Raw genomic sequence first — 17,910 nt, 5'->3', positions numbered from 1 at the left:
GCAGGGTTTAGACTCTGCTCACCGTCTCCCCACCGTGAGGTCCTATGAAATTCGGTTCGATTCTCTTCACGCCGGTAGTGCAAAAGCTTCAGGAGCGCTATGGCAGCAGGCGCCAATACGAGAGAATCGCTTCATCGGAGGCAACACGAACGCAGCTAACGCCGTTCGAGATCGAATTTCTCTCTGAACGTGACAGCTTCTATTGGGCAACCGTCAGTTCGTCCGGTTGGCCGTACGTGCAGCATCGAGGAGGTCCCCCGGGCTTTCTCAAGGTCATCGACAATCGGACTCTTGCTTTCGCCGACTTCGCTGGAAATCGACAATACATCACCACCGGAAATCTGTTGACCGACGACCGAGTCGCGATGATTCTCGTTGACTATCCAAATCAGGCGAGGCTGAAAATCCTTGGCCGGGCCAAGGTTGTGGAAGGCGAAGAGGCTGCACCTTGGATCAAGCGGACTCAGGTAAAGGAATATAAAGCCATCGTCGAACGGGCCTTCATCATCGACATAGAAGCATTCGACTGGAACTGCCAACAGCACATCGTTCCGCGGTACACTTCCGCCGAGATACACGCAGCCGTCCGCGAAATTGAAGATCGGCTACACGACCTCGAAAGCGAAAATCAGCGCCTCCGGCAGGAGCTAGCAAATACGCTTGCTACGACTACAGATGCCAGAGGCTAAGATCGGTCTCAAAGAGGTCCTTCCGCGTTGATTAACGATCTCGTTGAGTGGGCGACCAGGCTTACAGTTATCGCGTGTTGCTATGCGTTGCGCCGCCATTCAGCGGGGGAAACACCCGTGATTTTCCGAAACATGCGAGCGAACTGACGTGCATCGGAGAACCCGGTGCTCCGAGCGATATCCGCGACCGCGGTACGTGGCTGCCTGAGGAGCGTCTTCGCTCGTTCAATTCTTTTCTTGAGAATGTACTGATAGGGGGTCTCGCCCAGCGACTCCCGAAACGACCGTGCGAAATGATAGCGGCTCAAAGAGCTTAAGACGGCAAGATCATCGAGCCGAATGCCGTCAGAAAGGTTCTCTTCGATGTATCCGAGGATGCGATTTATATGCGGGCGCGACAATCCGCCCTTAAACGAGGGAATACGATGAGACAGCTCGCCGTATCGACGGATGAGCCCCACAGAGAGGGCCATCCCAAGAAGGTCCCCGTACAGACCTCCTGTAGCAAATCCAGACCTCATCTCCCGGTTCATCTCGTTCAAAAGCGCTTCCAGCTGTTGGTCGCGAAAAGACCACTTCAAATTGAAGTCAAACAGCCCTTTGATTCCCATCTGCTCGGCCGCATCCTTCAATAGCGAAGGTTCAATCCCTGCCACCATCCGCTGGGTGGAGCCGTGCCAGATTACTGAGTCGCGTGTGCCCGCGGGCAAGAGCATCATGCTTCCGGGCACCGAGCGTGTTCTGCCCGTTTTCCCTGAACAGAACCAGTCCATATCCACTTGGCCGCCTGTTTGGAGATGCAGACAGAGAGTCTCATGGTCGTGCACAGGAATCTCGCAGCCCCGATGATGATGCATTTCGAGGATCAGGCCATGCCACGGTGACCTGAGGCTGTCCAAGATAGGCTGATCTTCGAATAGCGGCATTTCTCCGTCGCCGACGCGAACAACCAACCGTCGGCCACCGAGCGGGTGAGACTCAAGTGCCGCAGGCACTTCCGTACTGGAAGTTGCTTCGCCTAGCCTTCTTGGCATCCCCGAATTTGCGTGATTGGCCATATCTTCGATCTTCGCAGCAAGAATCCACTCGTTTCAGCAAGTATCACCCACGTAAGCACTTATGCACCCCGGCCAACCTGAGATCATGAATTCGATGACCGAAATAAACGCAGTCAAACTTGCTGCCTTACGAAAATCGAACCACAGCCTTTGGCCCGTGTCCGATTCGGTATGCGGGTTCGATGACGGTCTTCGCTTCGCCAATCTGGGTTCCGACCTCATGCTGCAGGAGGTCGCTCAAGATGTTCAGCAGAAAGGAGCGTCCGCCACAGGGAAGTTCTCTTTCAGACCCTAATTTTACTCTGAACTTCTCCTCTGGGCGTCCGATGCCATGTACAGATTCCTCCCCTACAGCCTCGACCCAATCGATGAGTCTCTGTTGCGACAGTTGTCCGGAAGAGACGAGAGGATTCACCTGCCTCCCAAGGCATTCGCCGTTCTGCGCTTTCTCGTCGAGAATGCGGGTAGGCTTGTTCCTCACAACGAACTGATGGAGAAAGTATGGCCAGACACATTCGTTCAGCCGGAGGTCTTGTCTAGTCACATCCGGGATATCAGGGCGGCCCTGGGCGATAGCGCTCGGAGGCCTCGCTACATCGAGACGGTGTCACGACGGGGCTATCGCTTCATTGCCTTGGTGGATCAGAATGCGTCGTCCACTCTCGCTCAGCACACATTGCCATCGTCAGGCCAGGCACTCGTCGGGAGGGACTATGCACTTGCCAAATTGCATCAGTGTTACCGCACAGCCCTTACGGGATCGAGGCAACTGGTGTTTGTCACTGGCGAGCCAGGTATCGGCAAGACGGCGCTCTGCCGAGAGTTCCTTTGCCAGGTGCGCAGCTCAGACGCCCCTTACGCTACGTGGGGCCAATGCAATGAAGGCTATGGAGTGCAGGAGCCCTACTTTCCCTTATTAAAGGCGATCGGGGATCTATGTCGTGCTGAGGGGCCGCCTTTGATAGAAATCTTCAAGGCGAAGGCACCGACTTGCATTGTCCAATTCTCAGATCTCATCAGTCGCGAAGAACGGGCGGCGTTGGACACTGACGTTCGGTCGGCAACGAGCGGCCGCATGTTGCGCGAGGTCCTGGATGCGCTTGAGGTTGTGGGAGAGTCTCGGCCACTTGTCGTGATCTTGGATGACCTTCAGTGGGTTGATCGCGCTTCAGTGGACGTCATAGCCGAATTCGCGCGGAGACATTCTCCTGCGAAACTGCTCCTCATCGGAACGTTTCGTCCCTTGGAAGCATTTCTGAATGAGAACCCAATTGCGGTTCTCAAAGAGGATCTCCTCGCGCACCGACTCTGTACCGAAGTAAGCCTCTCAGGATTGACCATGTCTGACATCGGTGAGTTCCTCAGTCAGATGACTTCCCAACAGGAGCTCAGGAGCGGGTTGGCGAAGCTTCTCTATAGCCGATCCGAAGGCAATCCGCTCTTCATGGTTGCCGCATTGGAGCACAGCTTGGAGAAAGGGCTGTTGATGATCGAGGACGGTGAACTCCGATTGAGGACCGCCCTTGACCAACTCGACCTTGATATACCCCTCAGCCTGAAACGTGTCCTTGAGGTCCAGATCGACAATCTCGAAACGGAAGAACGAAGAATTCTCGAGGTGGGTAGCGTTGAGGGGGTTATCTTTTGTCCCGCGGTGATTGCCGCCGCGACAGACCATAGTTATCAAGAGGTCGAGGATATCTGCCACGACTTGGCGATCCGAAACCAGTTGCTTCGGGCAATGCCCGAGCATCCGCTCTCAGACGGCTCAACAGCTCTTTGCTACCAGTTCGTCCATGTTCTCTATCGCGACGTACTCTACGACAGGCAGTCTCCGGGCCGCAGGTCCTCTCGCCATCTCCAGATCGGTCTCCAACTCGAGGACGTCCATCGAGACCATCTGGAGGAAGTCGCGGCAGAGATCTCCCTCCATTTCGAACTAGGCTGTGATTGGGAGCGGACTGTTCGGTATCTGCGTTTAGCCGCCGAGAACTCCGAGCGTCGCTATGCCCACCGCGAGGCCATCGCGCTTCTCACGCGCGCATTGGCGTTGGTCTGTCGGGTGACAAAAGAAGATCGATGCAAGCTTGAGCTGGAAATTCTTGAGCGTCTCGCGACTATTTACATCGCATGCTTCGACCCTCGCTGCGTCGCAGCTTATGAGGCGCTGTATCAGAAGGCGAACTCATGCGGTCAGATGGAGGTGAGTGCGCGGGCTCTTCTTAACCTCGCCGGCTGCCTCGTAACTCAGGACGGAAAGCGCTGTATCGAGACGGCCACGCACGCCGCCAAAGTCATCTCGACGCTTCCAAAAGCGCTGCTCCGAACTCGCATGGAGATGACATGTAAATTCATCTTTGTGTGTGCGGCGGGTTGGAACGCTGCTGAAGTTGATCAGCTTCGTCGAAGCTTTCATAACCTTCGTGAGCAAGTCGATGCGCCGGAACTCGCTCCGCAGACGATCCAATATGGAATCATCCAATGGGCCTCTTCACAATACGGGGAGGCCTTCGACTGCCTTGTCGAAGGTATGGAAGCCCTTTCAAAAAGGATTGTTGAGGGAGACCCATACATCACCATCGACTTTCAACGCGCCCACTTCTATTTACCTCGAGCGCTCCTGTTTGGAGGTAAATGGGGTCAGGGGCTGTCAGTCCTCCATGCCTCCATCTCGACTGCGGCGAAGAACGGTGACACGTTTGCGGTGAAAATTCTACGACTCAACCGCGTTTGGATCCACTACCACGCCATGGACTTCGACGAAGTGATCGCAGCATGCGAACCTCTACAGGACGCCGGTGAGGAGTTCAGCGGCTCCTATGTCGCTCGGATGGCTCGTATCCTGCTCGGGTCTGCTCAGGTAGGCGCGGGTGATCTGAGGCGAGGTGCTCTCACGCTGGCGAAGGTCAAAGATGAAATGGCAGTAGGTCCAGTGGTACTGGACTGGTGTTTTCGGCTCCCGCTCCTAGCGGCATTGACCGAACTGGCGCTTGCAGAGCGCAACCTAGATGAGGCGGGGGTTCAGGCTGAGCACTATGCGACTCTGGCACAAACCACGGAAAAGCATACGTATTCTGCCTTAGCCTTGGAGGTCAACGCCAGGGTCGCGCTCGCCCGGGGTGCTTTGACCGACGCCGCCACCTTCATCTCACATGCAGTGGAGTTAATAAACGAACATGATCTGCCGCTGGCCTGCTGGCGAGTTCACGCGACAGCCGCAGAAATATACCGATTGTTAGGGAAAAAGACAGTGTCCCGGAACCACCGTGACGCTGCTAGCTCAGCCGTCACGAAGCTAGCTGACTCACTTGGCCACGAACAGGCGCTTCGGGAGAAGTTTCTCCAGTCCTCGGGCATTTCACGTCTATCGATGAGCAACTCAAATTTGAGTGAAGAGCTTGCCTCGGCTCGGTAGCTCAGGACCACCGGCTACGGAGGAAGGCAACCTGCTCCATGCTAGGCACCCCAGCCTGATGCTGTTCCGAATCGGCCCACACTGGAATCTCTAGGGCGACGGCCATGCGTACCAGATCGGCCACCGAATCCGCTTGCATCTTGTGCAAAACATGACTCCGGTGAATCTGCAACGTCGTCTCCGAGATGCCAAGGACTCCAGCGGCCTGTTTGTTCAAGAGCCCCTTAACGACAAGCGGCAACACTTCTCTCTCTCTGGGAGTGAGAAGTTCGAATCTCTGGCTAAGTTCAGAGAGCAAGAGCCTTTGTTGCCTCTGGCGGCGATCAAGAGCGATTGCAGTCAGCATCGCCTCCGCTAGATGGAGTGGGTTTACGGGTGCCGTTAGAAGTTCCACTGCCCCGGACTTCAGAGCTCGAATTGCCGCCGAGACATCACTGTGGCGGTAGACAAACACCACTGGAGGAGCGCCTTCAGTTGCCATTTGGCACTGGTGGTCGAAGTCGCTGTCGTGATGGGCACATAGGTCAATGAGCAGACACGACGCGTCGTCGTTACGGACGTATTGAGCAAACTCCCTGACCGATCCCAGGCAGACCACTTCAGGGCTAATAAAACCTTTCACGTCGAGAAGGACTCGTTGCAGCAACGGATCAGCACCCACTACATACGCAACCTCACGACTCTGGCGCTGGCCACAATCGCAAGGCTTGTCACTTGCAGGACGAGTGGATCCGGAGCTTGCGTGCACCCCTGCGTCAGTGTGCATTCTGTAGTACCTCGATGTTTGACGTGGCGCAGCAACCATGGCGCTTCCTAAAGCCTTTCGGAAAAATTCACCTGAGTTGTCGCGCCACGGCATTGCAGTCCTACTTGAAGAATGGGACCCACGGTTTCGCGCCGTCTCGAGGCTTCGACTCATAGACATGACACTCTCCGGAGTCAATCTGCGTTTAGAGCCCAAGGTCGCTCAATCCCGGATGATCGTCAGGGCGCCTGCCTTGAGGCCAATGAAACAGACGCTCTGATTCGTCGATACGGACATCGTTGATGCATGCATGACGGTGGTGCATGATCCCTTCGGAGTTGAACTCCCAGTTCTCATTGCCATACGCGCGGTACCACTGGTTGGAGTCCGTCCGATACTCATATGCAAAGCGGACTGCGATTCTGCTACCGTCAAAGGCCCACAGTTCTTTGATAAGGCGATAGTCGAACTCTCGCTGCCACTTGCGGGTCAGGAAACGGACGATCTCTTCTCGACCGTTCACGAACTCCGCGCGGTTGCGCCACCAGCTGTCGACGGTGTAACCCAACGCGACATGTTGGGGACTACGGGTGTTCCAGTTATCCTCCGCCTTCCTAACTTTTAGGATGGCGGTCTCGCGGGTAAAAGGTGGGACCAGCTGTTGCGATGAATCACTCATTGTTTTCTCCTTGTCATTGCCGTTCTTTCAACAATCCGGATTGAAGAGCATAGCGCCCCTCGGTGACGACTCAGACTTCCGGAATGGGTGCCTTAGTCCGCTTCGATGGTCTCTGCAAGGAACCATGTACGGCGCTCTGTTTGGTCGATCCAATTTTCGATCAGGCTGGCTGTTGCTACATCGTGATACTCATCACAGATTGCGTGGGCCGAGCGGAGCCATGTCGTCACGCTCTGGTTGTCTGTAAGAAGCTCAGCGAGCATCATGGCTGCAGGAACCTGTTCTCTCTCACAGTCCTTGATTCTCTGATGACGTGCGATATCACCAATCGACTTCAATGTCGGTCCACCGAGTTTGCGCGCTCTTTCTGCGATCTCGTCGGTCATTGCGAAGAGCTGATCCGCATGCTCATCTAGGAGGAGGTGATAGTCGCGAAAATGCGTTCCCCGCATATGCCAGTGGAAGTTCTTTGTCTTTAGATAAAGAGCAAAGATGTCGGCCAATAGAACCTTGAGTTCAAGTGACAAGCGCTTTACCGCTTCCGGCGTTATCTCCAGTGCACGATCGATTTGCATTAATATCTCCGTCACAACATCGTTTATCGATCCCCGACGTCGTTACGTCCTTTAGGCGATCGAATGTCAGTGGTCATAGGTCGATAAAGGGCGGGGGCCAAGTCTCACAGGCCCCGCCGTGACCCGCCGATCTTAGCTATTCAGGAATTCGAGCAATGCTTGATTTACCTCATCCGCACGCGTTGTGCACATTCCATGAGGGGCTCCCTCAATAATTTGCAAACGAGCGTTCTTGATAATCTTGGAAGACAAATATGCGGAATCCGCAATCGGAACGATCTGATCCGCGTCCCCATGCAGGACAAGGGTCGGCACCTCTATCCTCTTGAGGTCTTCAGTGAGATCCGTTTCGGAAAACGCCTTCACGCAGTCATAGGACGCAATCATTGAAGACTGCATCCCCTCGCGGAAGAACTCATCGCGAACGCCGTCCGATATCTTAGCGTCCGGTTTGTTGTAGCCATAGAAAGGAAGGCTCAGATCACGGAAGAACTGGGCACGATTTTCCGCTACGCCGGCTCTGATCCCATCGAACACGGAAATGGGCAGTCCCCCTGGGTTCTTATCACTCTGTACCATGATCGGAGGAATGGCACCAATAAGCACGGCCTTCCGAACCCGCTTGTTTCCGTGGCGACCGATGTATCGAGTGACCTCGCCACCTCCGGTCGAGTGTCCGACCATAGTGATTTCTTTGAGGTCCAAGTGCTCGATGAGTTCAGCTAAGTCGTCTGCATACGTGTCCAAGTCGTTGCCGCTCCACGTCTGGCTCGACCGGCCGTGACCTCTCCGGTCGTGGGCGATGACTCGAAATCCTCGTTTAGCTAGGAAGAGCATCTGCGAATCCCATGCGTCCGCCTGCAGGGGCCAGCCGTGCGAGAACGTCACTACCGGTCCGCTGCCCCAATCCTTGAAATAGATTGATGTGCCATCTTGCGTTTTGAAGGTATTCACGGGAATTCTCCTTGTCTTGCTCTGTAAGCGTGACAGCCGAAGTAGGGCCACGGTTAGCGTCCATGAGACAGCCAATCAGCCATCCGAACGCACGAGTTTCATGATTCAAGCGAGCGCAAATCTTTAAGCTCGCTTATGAGACCGAGGTGTGTGATTCGGCCACATCGGTGGCGCTGCCCAACGGCAGCTGATTCCACGCCGCGGTCGAATCTACACAGTGACGGCGCCAACGTACAGATTGCTTTCCTGTGGAGACAAGGAGCGTCTCGTATTGTCAGGTGGCGTCCTCACAAGGACAGTAGTCTCCGGACAGCGAGAAACCCTGTTGGAATTATGGAGTTTTTCAGTAGCCCTATCGACTGAGGTGACAAGGTGACCTTGGCAGCTTCAGGATCATCGGTCAGGACTCGCGATCCCTCACGCTGAGAAGTGTGCCATGTATCGCACGCTCCATAGCCAGAACATCTTCACGATTTCGACAGAGTTTTTTATCAAAGCCTGGCTAGGCTTTTGGGAGGATACCCCTCCTTCACCTCTAGTCGAACGGAATGACCGTGACAAAGACTTCGGAATCTTCCCCACCGAACAAATCGATAGTCCCCAACACTGCGGAAGTTCCGTTAGCCCTGGCGATTCTCGCCATCGTCTTTGTCGCCATCGATCTTCGGCCGGGGATCGTCTCCATCGGACCGGTCTTGCCATCGATTCGCGAAGCATTTCATCTTTCTCATACAAGTGCAGCTCTCATGACGTCCATACCAGACGTTTTCATGGGACTTCTGGCGCTCCCGACGCCTTGGCTAGCGAGACGATTCGGAAGAGACCGCGTCATGCTAGCAGCCCTTATCCTCCTTCTTCTTTCGATCAGCCTCAGAGCATTTGCACAGAGCATTGCGGAGCTCTTGGTGTGCACCGGCGGCGTGGGAGCAGGGATCGCCATTGCTGGGACCCTCGTAGCGGGTTTCATCAAGGCGGAATTTCCCTCACGAGTGGCATCCGCCATGGGACTGTATGGAACATCCTTGGCGGTAGGTAGCGTGGCTGCCGCCGCTCTAACTGGGCCACTCGCAGAGAGAACTCAAATGGGCTGGCGGTTCGCCACAGGAGGATGGTCACTCTTGGGGATCGGAGCGATCCTCTCTTGGGCTCTTGCAACGCGTGGTGCGTCCAAGGTCGGTCCACAAGTGACTCACTTCCTCCATGTGTACCCGCTGCCCCTAGGCAATCGAAAAGCTTGGTCAATTGCGATCTTCTTTGGGGTGAATAATCTGTTGTTTTACGCCTTGCTTGCCTGGATCCCATCGCTATACCGGGACTTGGGCTATTCGCCCGCGAGGGCGGGCTTGATTCTCGCCTGTTTTGCGGTTCTCTCTCTACTGGGGAATCCGGTCTTTGGAATCCTTAGCCATTCCCGAGACAGACGTGTCTGGCTCGGCATCTCGGGCGCTATCTGCTGTATTGGTCTGGTCGGGCTACTGGTTGCGCCCACGTCCGCTCCTTATCTCTGGATCTCACTTGCCGCTTTTGGCCAAGCCGGCGGATTCACCCTAGGGATGACCCTGCCCTTGGATAACACCGACTCCGTTGAAGAGACGGATGTCTGGAACGCCTTCACTTTGACTGTCGGCTACCTGATCGCGTCCGCTGGCCCTATGCTGGTCGGCTTCCTGCGTGACCGAACAGGCTCGTTCCGAGCACCAGTCGAATGTCTTGTAGCTGTCGGAGTCGTAATGCTCTGCCTGAGCGCGATACTCGGTCCCCGGAAACTGCCCTCGACGGGAGCGTAGTTGTTCATTGCAAGTACATCTTGCATGCAATCCCTTACAGAACCACACAAGAAAGAAGCGTGCTGAAATCGTGACAGTCGACCCCGCTCAATCTGCTGAGAAACGTCTGCAAGCTCTATTGCCCGAAGTCTATCGCGGCCGCACGGACGACGTTCAGCCGGTCTCCATGGGGTCGGCCCCCTTAGCATTCGATGTCGATGGCAATGTGGCATGGGAGCGCATGTGGGGTACTTTCTGCGATCTTGCCATGGCAGGCGGGCCTCCCCATAAGGGAAAACTCTTGGAACCAGCCGCTCCCGAATCAATCTCCGAGGACCCCGTAGGTTATGAGAGGGTTTGTTCTGAGATCGCGCGTGGCGTGCGACTAGCGGCGAAGCTTCAAACCGAGGCGGGGAGCTACCCTGGATGGCTGCGTGTGAAATGCGTCAACGACGTTATGGCGCAATGGCTGCTCAGGGCTATCACGATGGAGAACGTCTCCGTGCGTTTGGAAGAGTCGGCAATTTTGCTACCGGCAGGCCCCGCGTTTCGTCTTGAGAAAGAAATCAAAAATGTCATAACGGTAATTTCCAAGACCACGCATTACTGGAGTGGCCATCTTCACCGACTCCAGCAGATTGGAATCGCCAATGTCTTCGCTAAGCTCGACACTGACTTTCCCTTGCTGCAGCCAAGCTGGGAGGATGTGGACTGCGACCCGATACCTCGTGGTCGCATCGAGCGTGATCTCGAAGCTACGACGAGCCTGAAGTGTACGAGGGGGACTTACAAGAATTGGATTGGTCTGGAGGTCGGAAACGTCGCCTCAGCCGTGGTCGCGATGCGGCGTCTAGTTGCCACCAATATCTTGTGTCGACGTGAAGAGAGCGCGATCTTTGTGCCCTTGAACCCTAAAATCGCGCCAGACGGTGTGAGCCTTGGAAAGCGCATCTTCGAACTCCTGCCCGATGTGCATAACTCCTAACTAGACTTCCTTGCTTGATCAGGGAGGTGTCGTTGAACGAGCCGACATCAGGCTTGAGGTTCCAGGGCTTGTCGAGAGGCTGCCTTCCCGGTGCCGAAAACCATTCATTCTGGCTGAAACGTTCTCATCCTAAGCGACGTTCGACCGGGTCGCGGCGTCTTTCCGTGCTCTCGATACCGCTCCGGCCTCAGCGTTGGCTCACAACATCTGCAGACTAACTCCAGAGTATGGACAGAGTGCGGCTTCGAGGCAACCGTAGACTCCATGTGGGCGCTCAGTGCTATACCCAAGCTCTTACTGAAGTCCACAAAAGTTGTGTTGAACGGCACGAGTCGATGAAAGATCGGTCTTCACTCATCTATCTCGCTCGACTGCATTGGCCAGTGAGTTGCGCCGAACGACACTCAGACGGAATCCCTCCTCAGAAGTCGCCATGATCTAGGAGACCAACCGCAATCCATCAGTGAAAGAGGCCCGACTCATATGCGATCTGTCAGGAAAGCGAATGTTCAAGAATCGGCGGCCGTCGAGATCATGACGATGTCCCGCCGTGCCGTCCTTGTACGCGGTGCGATCGTGGCTGCCGGGATGAGCCTGCCCAGCGCTGTCTCAGCACTGACCATCGAAGGCAAGCCCCAACCAAATTCTGAAATCACAAAGGGAGAAAGTATGTCTCATCACCTCGATTCGCCCATTGCTCGCCAGGACCTCAGACTCGATATCACCGATCTTTATGTGTTTCGCGGAGAGGTCGGAACGGCCTTCGTCATCAACGTCTGCCATTCGATCGGGCAGCCTCCCATCAGCGGCTACCATCCAGAAGGGATGTACGAGTTCAAGATTGACCACAACGGGGACGCCGTTGAAGAGGTCACATATCGCTTTACGTTCAAAGAGCGTGATTCCGAAGGCAAGCAAAAGTACACCATCCACCGCATCCACGGGAAGGATGCCGTCGATCCCCATGCTCAGGGCACGGTTGTCGCGCAAGGTGAGACTGAAGAGACTGTGAGCACACCTGAGGGAGTGCGGGCATGGGCCGGCCATGCAGGAGATCCGTTTTGGATTGAGCCCGACGTTTTGCACGCGGTTGGACATGCCTTTGAAGATGGGACGAAAGTAGATCTCACGGGCTGGGATCCGAGCAAAGCACACAACCTATTCGCGGGACACACCGTTTATGCGATCGTTCTGGAGATTCCGGACTCGGTATTACTTGCCAATGCCAGAGATAACCACAAGATCGGCGTTTGGGCCGTTTCCACCCTGGCAACAGATGCAGGAGGATGGCGCTCCGTTAATCGCATCGGTCTGCCGATGATGCCGCCCCTCTTTGCGCAATACGACGAGCAATTTGGTAACAGCCTCAATGCGGGCCATCCGTCTGAGGACTTTGCTACCTATGGCTCGCACATCATCAAGTCCATCAGCTCAGTCGTTGCGGCATACGGCACCGCCGAAGACCCTCACGCGTACGCAGAAAAGATTGCCCATCGCATGCTGCCGAATGTCCTCCCATACACAGTGGGGACCCAAGCATCTCTCGGATTCGTCGAGTGGAACGGACGTTCCCTCACCGATCACGCTCCGAATGTGATGTTTTCAACCGCCGCCAACGCTCCGATTCAGTTAGGGATCGGTAAGGAGTCGGTCACATCCAAGCCGCGAAAGTCGTTCCCTTACGTTCCCGTTGTGCTGTAGTAACCCATCGACTGGGTGAGGCCGCACCCAGTCGATAATTTCTCAGGCCTTAGATTCCAAGGCGGAGACTGTGTGGTGGGTTTGCTGAACAATGCTTTCGTAGGTCTTCGCGGGAAGCTCCTGAGTACCTACAGTTTTCTTCTGCTCGCGAACGGAGCGGCTTGGCTCTGGGCAGCTCTAGCCTTTCGGCACTTCCCATTGTTGCTCGGTACTGCGTTCCTTGCGTATAGCTTCGGCCTTCGGCATGCTGTGGACGCAGACCATATTGCGGCGATCGACAATGTCACTCGAAAACTGATGCAAGAAGGTAAACGGCCTGTCACGGTCGGTCTGATGTTTTCGCTTGGGCACTCGACTATCGTTTTCGTCGGCTCAATTCTTTTGGCTTCGACCGCTCAGAGTCTCCAACATCGCGTGGAAACCTTCCGAAACTTCGGGGGACTGATCGGCACAACGGTGTCGACCCTCTTCCTGTTCGGGATCGCGCTCGCAAACCTGACCGCCTTACGCGGGATCTACCGAGTATTTGCGCGCGTCCGCAAAGGCGCCCCGTATATCGAGGAGGAGATGGACCTCTTACTTGCGAATCAAGGGCTGCTCGCACGCGTGTTGCGGCCGATGTTTAAACTGATTCGCGAGAGTTGGCACATGTATCCACTCGGCGTGCTGTTCGGGCTGGGCTTTGATACAGCAACTGAAATTGGCCTGTTGAGCATCTCGGCGACGGAGGCTACTCGAGGGTTGCCGCTGCTCGCGACTCTTGTGTTTCCCACCCTATTCGCTGCGGGTATGTGCCTCGTAGACACGACAGACAACGTCCTCATGCTGGGAGCGTATGGTTGGGCCTTCGTCAAACCCGTCCGGAAACTGTATTACAACCTAACGATCACTCTTGTCTCAATTATCGTTGCGCTCGTGGTCGGAAGTGTCGAGGCGTTGGGCCTGTTGGTTGCGCATTTCCGCCTAAACGGTTCGCTGTGGGATCTCATCCGCAGACTCAACGAAAACTTCGGAACCCTGGGATACCTCATCATCGCTATTTTTATGGTGAGCTGGATCGGCTCGATCACTTTCTACAGGTTGAAGCGCCTCGACGATTCAAGTGTGCAGGCTTAGTGCGCCGTTCAATCGGTGTGCCTAGCTGCGCTTGAGCTCGTTTGAGTAATGACTCATATGCAGATCTACACGCTCATGGCGGCTCGAACCGCCCCGCTTGATACGCACGCCTTTCCTTGAAACGCAACTTGATGATCATTCTTGAACGAGACCTACCAGTTACGATTCGGAGTCTGACGCCCGCGCTCATCCGTCCAAGGTTGAGGACGATCAAACTCTTCTCTGTCCTCATCCTGATCGTTTCAACCTGCTTGCCTAAAGCACGATGCACGAGCACCGTTCGGTTGAACGAGCCGCTCAACGATTCTCAAGCCGATTCCGCCCGAAGAACAAACGCTCCCCCGCCTCAACTCACGGGAGTTGTCTTTGATGGCTCTGGAGCGCTGATGGCAGGAGCCACGATACGCATCTTCAGTGACAAAGGCACCGTCCGCCGCACTCTGCAATCGGGCAAGGATGGCAGCTTCATCGTCGTCGCCTTGCCTGCAGGTGCTTACCGGTTTGTCATTTCGAAACCCGACTTTGTGAGCAAGGAAATCGCCGTCACTCTCCGTGAAAAAGAAAACGAAGGGGTTTTGCGTATCGCCCTTGAGGTGAGTGGCGGGAGTACGACAGTTGATGTTGATGGACGAGGGGATGACCTCACCGGAGTAGCGAGTTCTGCTACCCAGGGAACGGTGGGAGCCGCAGAGATCCAGGATCGTCCGATTCTTCGATCGGGCGAAGTATTGGAAACAGTTCCCGGCGTGATCATTACGCAACATGCGGGTGGCGGAAAGGCTAACCAATACTTCCTCCGCGGCTTCAACCTCGATCACGGCACTGACTTCGCGATTTTCATCGACGACATGCCTCTCAACCTGCCGTCCCATGCACACGGTGAAGGCTACGCGGATATGAACACGGTCATCCCGGAGCTGGTGCAGCGTGTCAATTACGAAAAAGGTCCGTACTACGCGGATGTTGGCAACTATGGCTCGGCTGGATCAGCCCATCTGGAATTCCTTAAGACGGTTTCTCAAAGCTTTGTTCAGGTGGAAGGCGGGATGTACGGCTATGGGAGGTTGGTGTTCGGAGCATCTCGCAAGCTCGGGTTCGGTGATTTGCTTTACGGGGGAGAGGCTTACCACGATGACGGACCCTGGACTCATCCTGATAACTACTACAAATTCAATGGCCTTCTCACGTACAGCCAAGGCGGAGACCTCAATGGTTTCAGCATCACGGCTCGTGGTTATCACGGAACGTGGCACTCCAGTGATCAGATCCCCATCACTGCCGTCCCACTCGTCGGTCTCTTTGGGTCCTTGAACCCGACTGACGGCGGCCATTCACAGCGTTACAGTTTGCAAAATGAGTGGCATCGTCGTGGCGCAGGTACAGAGACGAAGGTTACTGCATACGCTTTCTATTACGACCTCAATTTGTTTTCTGATTTCACTTACTTCCTCACAGATCGTAATCGGGGGGACCAATTCGAACAGCAGGACCGACGTTGGGTAGCTGGAGTCGACGCACGTCACAGCATATACGGTCAATGGTTTGGCCGAAAGGTCGAGAACACCTTGGGACTGCAGGTCCGCAAAGATTGGATTCACAATGCGCTATTTCAGTCGGAAGACCGGATGCGCGTCGATAAAACGGATTCTTCTACCGGAAACACACTGCCCGCCACAACGCAGGCAGACCGATTCACAGATACACAATCGGGCTTCTATGTCGAAAACGAAATCGAGTGGTTCGATAAATTGCGCTCCGTCGCTGCTCTGCGCGGCGACGTCGATTTTTTCAACGTCACCAGTCTCGTTACTACCGCCAACACAGGAACAGCGCTGAAGGTGTTGCCCAGCCCGAAGTTAAGTTTGACTTTTGGCCCTTGGTTCGACACTGAGTTCTATTTGCAGGCGGGGTTCAGCTTTCACAGTAACGATGGGCGTGGGGCTACACAAACCGTGCAGCCGGTTTCGGCAGAGAATCCATACCCCAATACGCCCGTCGCAAGAATCCCTGGCTTGATCCCAACCAAAGGCGGAGAGTTCGGTGTGCGCACGACGTCCCTTCCGCATCTGCAAAGCGTAGTCTCCATTTGGTACCTATACAGTTCTTCCGAGTTGCAACAGGATGGCGATACCGGAAGTACGGTTCCTTCGAAACAACCGAGCAACCGCTACGGCTTTGAATGGGCGAACTATTACACGCCAACAAAGCTTTTAGCCTTTGACTTTGATCTTGCAAACTCGAAGGCCTTATATGCGGCAGTCGACGAAGATGATGCCGCACCCGGCAGCACGGGCGGTAAGCGAGTGCCCGAAGCGGTCGGACTTGTGATTTCGTCGGGCGCAACGCTACATAACTACAAGGGCTTCACGTCTACTCTGCGCTTGCGTTATTTTGGTCCGCGCGACTTGACGTCAGATAGCATCTATCGCTCGCGGGCAACGGCGTTACTCAACGGAGAAGTCGGTTATCGTTTCCACGATCGATGGGGCATCTCTGCCGAGTTCTTGAATTTGCTCGACCGCTGCGATCACGACATCGACTACGCTTATACGTCACGAGTAACGCGAACCGCTGCGTCCGCATTCACAGACGTCCTGCACCCAGAGGAGCCTTTCCAGTTACGTTTCTGGCTGAAACGAAGTTTTTGAGAATGCTCTAGTTTACGAGCAGGTTTCCTGCCGCTGCGTACCAGGCCGCAGGCAGTAGAGGGGAAAAGTGCAGGAAGGGGGAACGTCGTCCTGCCGCGCAGCCGGCGAGCGGGGGCCGGAGCAAAGCGGGAACGTGGGTGGCAGGGAGAAACCGAAGCGGTGTCTTCCTGCGCGATTTTTGAGCAAAACAAATGAGAGGCGGCAGGTTCGCCGCCCCTCGAAAGATGCATTGTCAGGCCGCTTTCTTGGCCTTGGGTGCGGGTTTGGCTTCTGGCTTGGGTTCTTTCTTCGCCTTGGCCTTCGCGGCGAATTCCTGTTTGACCTTCTGGCCGATGGCTTCGGTGTCCACTTTGTACAGGGCCGCGGCATCCTTCAAGACCGTCGCTCCATTTTGGCGGGACGATGCGAGGAGTATCGTCGCCTCGACCATCAGCCGGGACAGCGTGCCTTCATCGGCGCGGCGCATGAATGCGAGTAGCGTTTTCGCGGTGCCTCCCTCATCCCGCTTCTGCCGGATGCCATGTTGACGCGCCAACGTCTCGATGCGCGACTCATCCAAGACGGGGACCAACTTCTCCAGTACGAAGAAGAGATCGCGCTTGAGTAGGCGCACCGGGACGGCGGCGGCGATGGCAGAGAGGACGCGAAGCCCGGTCGCATTGGCGATGGTCTGATCGCGGCGCTGCTTCTCCTGTTCGGCCTTCCATCGCGCCTCATCCCGTCCGCCTGTTTGCTTGGGATGATGCACCGGGCAATTCAGGTTCGCGCATACCTTGTGGATGGTGCCGACATCGCTGCCCTCGGTGATGATGGCCTCGGCGGTGTACTTGCACTGCTTGAACTCGGGACGTTTCGCCTCATCGTTGGACTTGGGGCGGTCGTCACGTATCGCGGTGTACTTGTTCCGTGGCAAGACGGGGCTGCCTTCCGGTTGCGCACCATAGGCCGTGCTGATTTGGACGAGTTCCGGCTTCGCGGCGATGGTCTTCGCAACGTGTGCTTCGACCTTGGCTTGATAGCAGGTGGGGTCGGTGCACTGGTCGCCCTGCTTGCCAAGGTCATCCCCGAAGAGCAGCTTGTTGTGGCCTGTGCGCTTGGGGCAATCGGCGCAACTGGCAGCCATCGGCACAAGTTGCGCGTCCCGCTTGTTGAAGGGCGCATCCTTGAGGATGAGCAAAACGTTGGTCGCAATCCAGAATTGCAGATTGCGGACAGGCAGCAGAACGCGCGTCGGCTTCTCCCCGCCGTTGTAGACCTCCTTGAAGCAAGCCCGAAGGGCGGGCTTCTGTTGCTCTGGCGGCAGCTTCGCCAACAAGAGCGCGTGACCAACGCCGACATGGTCTTGATAGAACGCAGCGGCAGCTTCATCGCACAACTCGGTGAGTTTCAGACGCGTCGTGATGTAGGCAGGAGTCTTGCCGACCTTCGCGGCGATCTGCTCGACGGTATAGGTCGGCTCTGTCAGCGTCAGCAGGCGCTTGTAGCCTTCGGCTTCCTCCATCGGATGAACGTCCCGGCGCTGAAGGTTTTCGACTTATCTTTAGTCCTTCAGAAGCAGTCCATGACGTCCACGACGTGC

Annotated in this window: 13 protein-coding genes; 7 read left to right on the top strand and 6 right to left on the bottom strand. The window is 55.6% G+C overall.

The annotated features are described in order from the left end of the window. Positions 1-44: 44 nt before the first annotated feature. Positions 45-689: a pyridoxamine 5'-phosphate oxidase family protein gene (locus tag FTO74_RS16195; protein ID WP_162539070.1), complete on the top strand. Its 645-nt coding sequence runs from the start codon at positions 45-47 to the stop codon at positions 687-689. A gap of 80 nt (positions 690-769) precedes the next feature. Here the strand turns inward: FTO74_RS16195 and FTO74_RS16190 are convergent, their stop codons facing one another. Next, positions 770-1,747 carry an AraC family transcriptional regulator gene (locus tag FTO74_RS16190; protein WP_162539069.1) on the bottom strand — a complete coding sequence of 326 codons (978 nt, stop codon included), beginning with the start codon at positions 1,745-1,747 and terminating at the stop codon, positions 770-772. Positions 1,748-3,086: 1,339 nt separating this feature from the next. On the opposite strand from FTO74_RS16190, the gene FTO74_RS16185 reads away from it, so the two are divergent. Further along, a complete protein-coding gene (locus FTO74_RS16185; protein ID WP_255462334.1) occupies positions 3,087-5,162 on the top strand; it encodes a hypothetical protein in 2,076 nt (691 codons plus the stop codon). Between the two features lies 1 nt (position 5,163). Here the strand turns inward: FTO74_RS16185 and FTO74_RS16180 are convergent, their stop codons facing one another. From FTO74_RS16180 to FTO74_RS16165, 4 genes are all read right to left on the bottom strand, one after another. Then, positions 5,164-5,823, bottom strand: coding sequence for a LuxR C-terminal-related transcriptional regulator (locus FTO74_RS16180; protein ID WP_162539067.1), 660 nt, complete (start codon positions 5,821-5,823; stop codon positions 5,164-5,166). Between the two features lie 289 nt (positions 5,824-6,112). Further along, positions 6,113-6,586: a nuclear transport factor 2 family protein gene (locus tag FTO74_RS16175; RefSeq protein WP_162539066.1), complete on the bottom strand. Its 474-nt coding sequence runs from the start codon at positions 6,584-6,586 to the stop codon at positions 6,113-6,115. A gap of 92 nt (positions 6,587-6,678) precedes the next feature. After that, positions 6,679-7,161 (bottom strand): DNA starvation/stationary phase protection protein, encoded by a 483-nt coding sequence (locus FTO74_RS16170; protein ID WP_162539065.1) that lies wholly within the window; start codon positions 7,159-7,161, stop codon positions 6,679-6,681. Between the two features lie 132 nt (positions 7,162-7,293). Continuing rightward, positions 7,294-8,115, bottom strand: a complete 822-nt coding sequence (locus tag FTO74_RS16165) for an alpha/beta hydrolase (protein WP_162539064.1) — start codon at positions 8,113-8,115, stop codon at positions 7,294-7,296. Positions 8,116-8,663: 548 nt separating this feature from the next. Between FTO74_RS16165 and FTO74_RS16160 the strand changes: the two genes are divergently transcribed. The 5 genes from FTO74_RS16160 (at position 8,664) to FTO74_RS16140 (ending at position 16,331) form a co-directional block, all read left to right on the top strand. Beyond that, complete coding sequence (locus tag FTO74_RS16160; protein WP_162539063.1) at positions 8,664-9,902, top strand: MFS transporter; 1,239 nt, start codon at positions 8,664-8,666, stop codon at positions 9,900-9,902. A gap of 70 nt (positions 9,903-9,972) precedes the next feature. Continuing rightward, on the top strand, positions 9,973-10,866 hold the full coding sequence (locus FTO74_RS16155; protein ID WP_162539062.1) for a hypothetical protein: 894 nt from the start codon (positions 9,973-9,975) through the stop codon (positions 10,864-10,866). Between the two features lie 483 nt (positions 10,867-11,349). Beyond that, positions 11,350-12,567, top strand: a complete 1,218-nt coding sequence (locus FTO74_RS16150; RefSeq protein ID WP_255462333.1) for a DUF4331 family protein — start codon at positions 11,350-11,352, stop codon at positions 12,565-12,567. 75 nt (positions 12,568-12,642) lie between these two features. Then, the gene (locus FTO74_RS16145) at positions 12,643-13,683 is read left to right on the top strand and encodes a HoxN/HupN/NixA family nickel/cobalt transporter (RefSeq protein ID WP_162539061.1); all 1,041 of its coding nucleotides are present in this window, start codon (positions 12,643-12,645) and stop codon (positions 13,681-13,683) included. A gap of 131 nt (positions 13,684-13,814) precedes the next feature. After that, on the top strand, positions 13,815-16,331 hold the full coding sequence (locus tag FTO74_RS16140) for a TonB-dependent receptor (RefSeq protein ID WP_255462332.1): 2,517 nt from the start codon (positions 13,815-13,817) through the stop codon (positions 16,329-16,331). Between the two features lie 232 nt (positions 16,332-16,563). On the opposite strand, the gene FTO74_RS16135 is transcribed toward FTO74_RS16140, so the two are convergent. Beyond that, positions 16,564-17,832: a chromosome partitioning protein ParB gene (locus FTO74_RS16135; protein WP_255462331.1), complete on the bottom strand. Its 1,269-nt coding sequence runs from the start codon at positions 17,830-17,832 to the stop codon at positions 16,564-16,566. Between the last annotated feature and the right edge of the window lie 78 nt (positions 17,833-17,910).

Origin of the sequence: Granulicella sp. WH15, from assembly GCF_009914315.1 — a bacterium.
Lineage (GTDB): Bacteria > Acidobacteriota > Terriglobia > Terriglobales > Acidobacteriaceae > Edaphobacter.
This window is presented reverse-complemented; position numbering and strand designations above follow the sequence as displayed.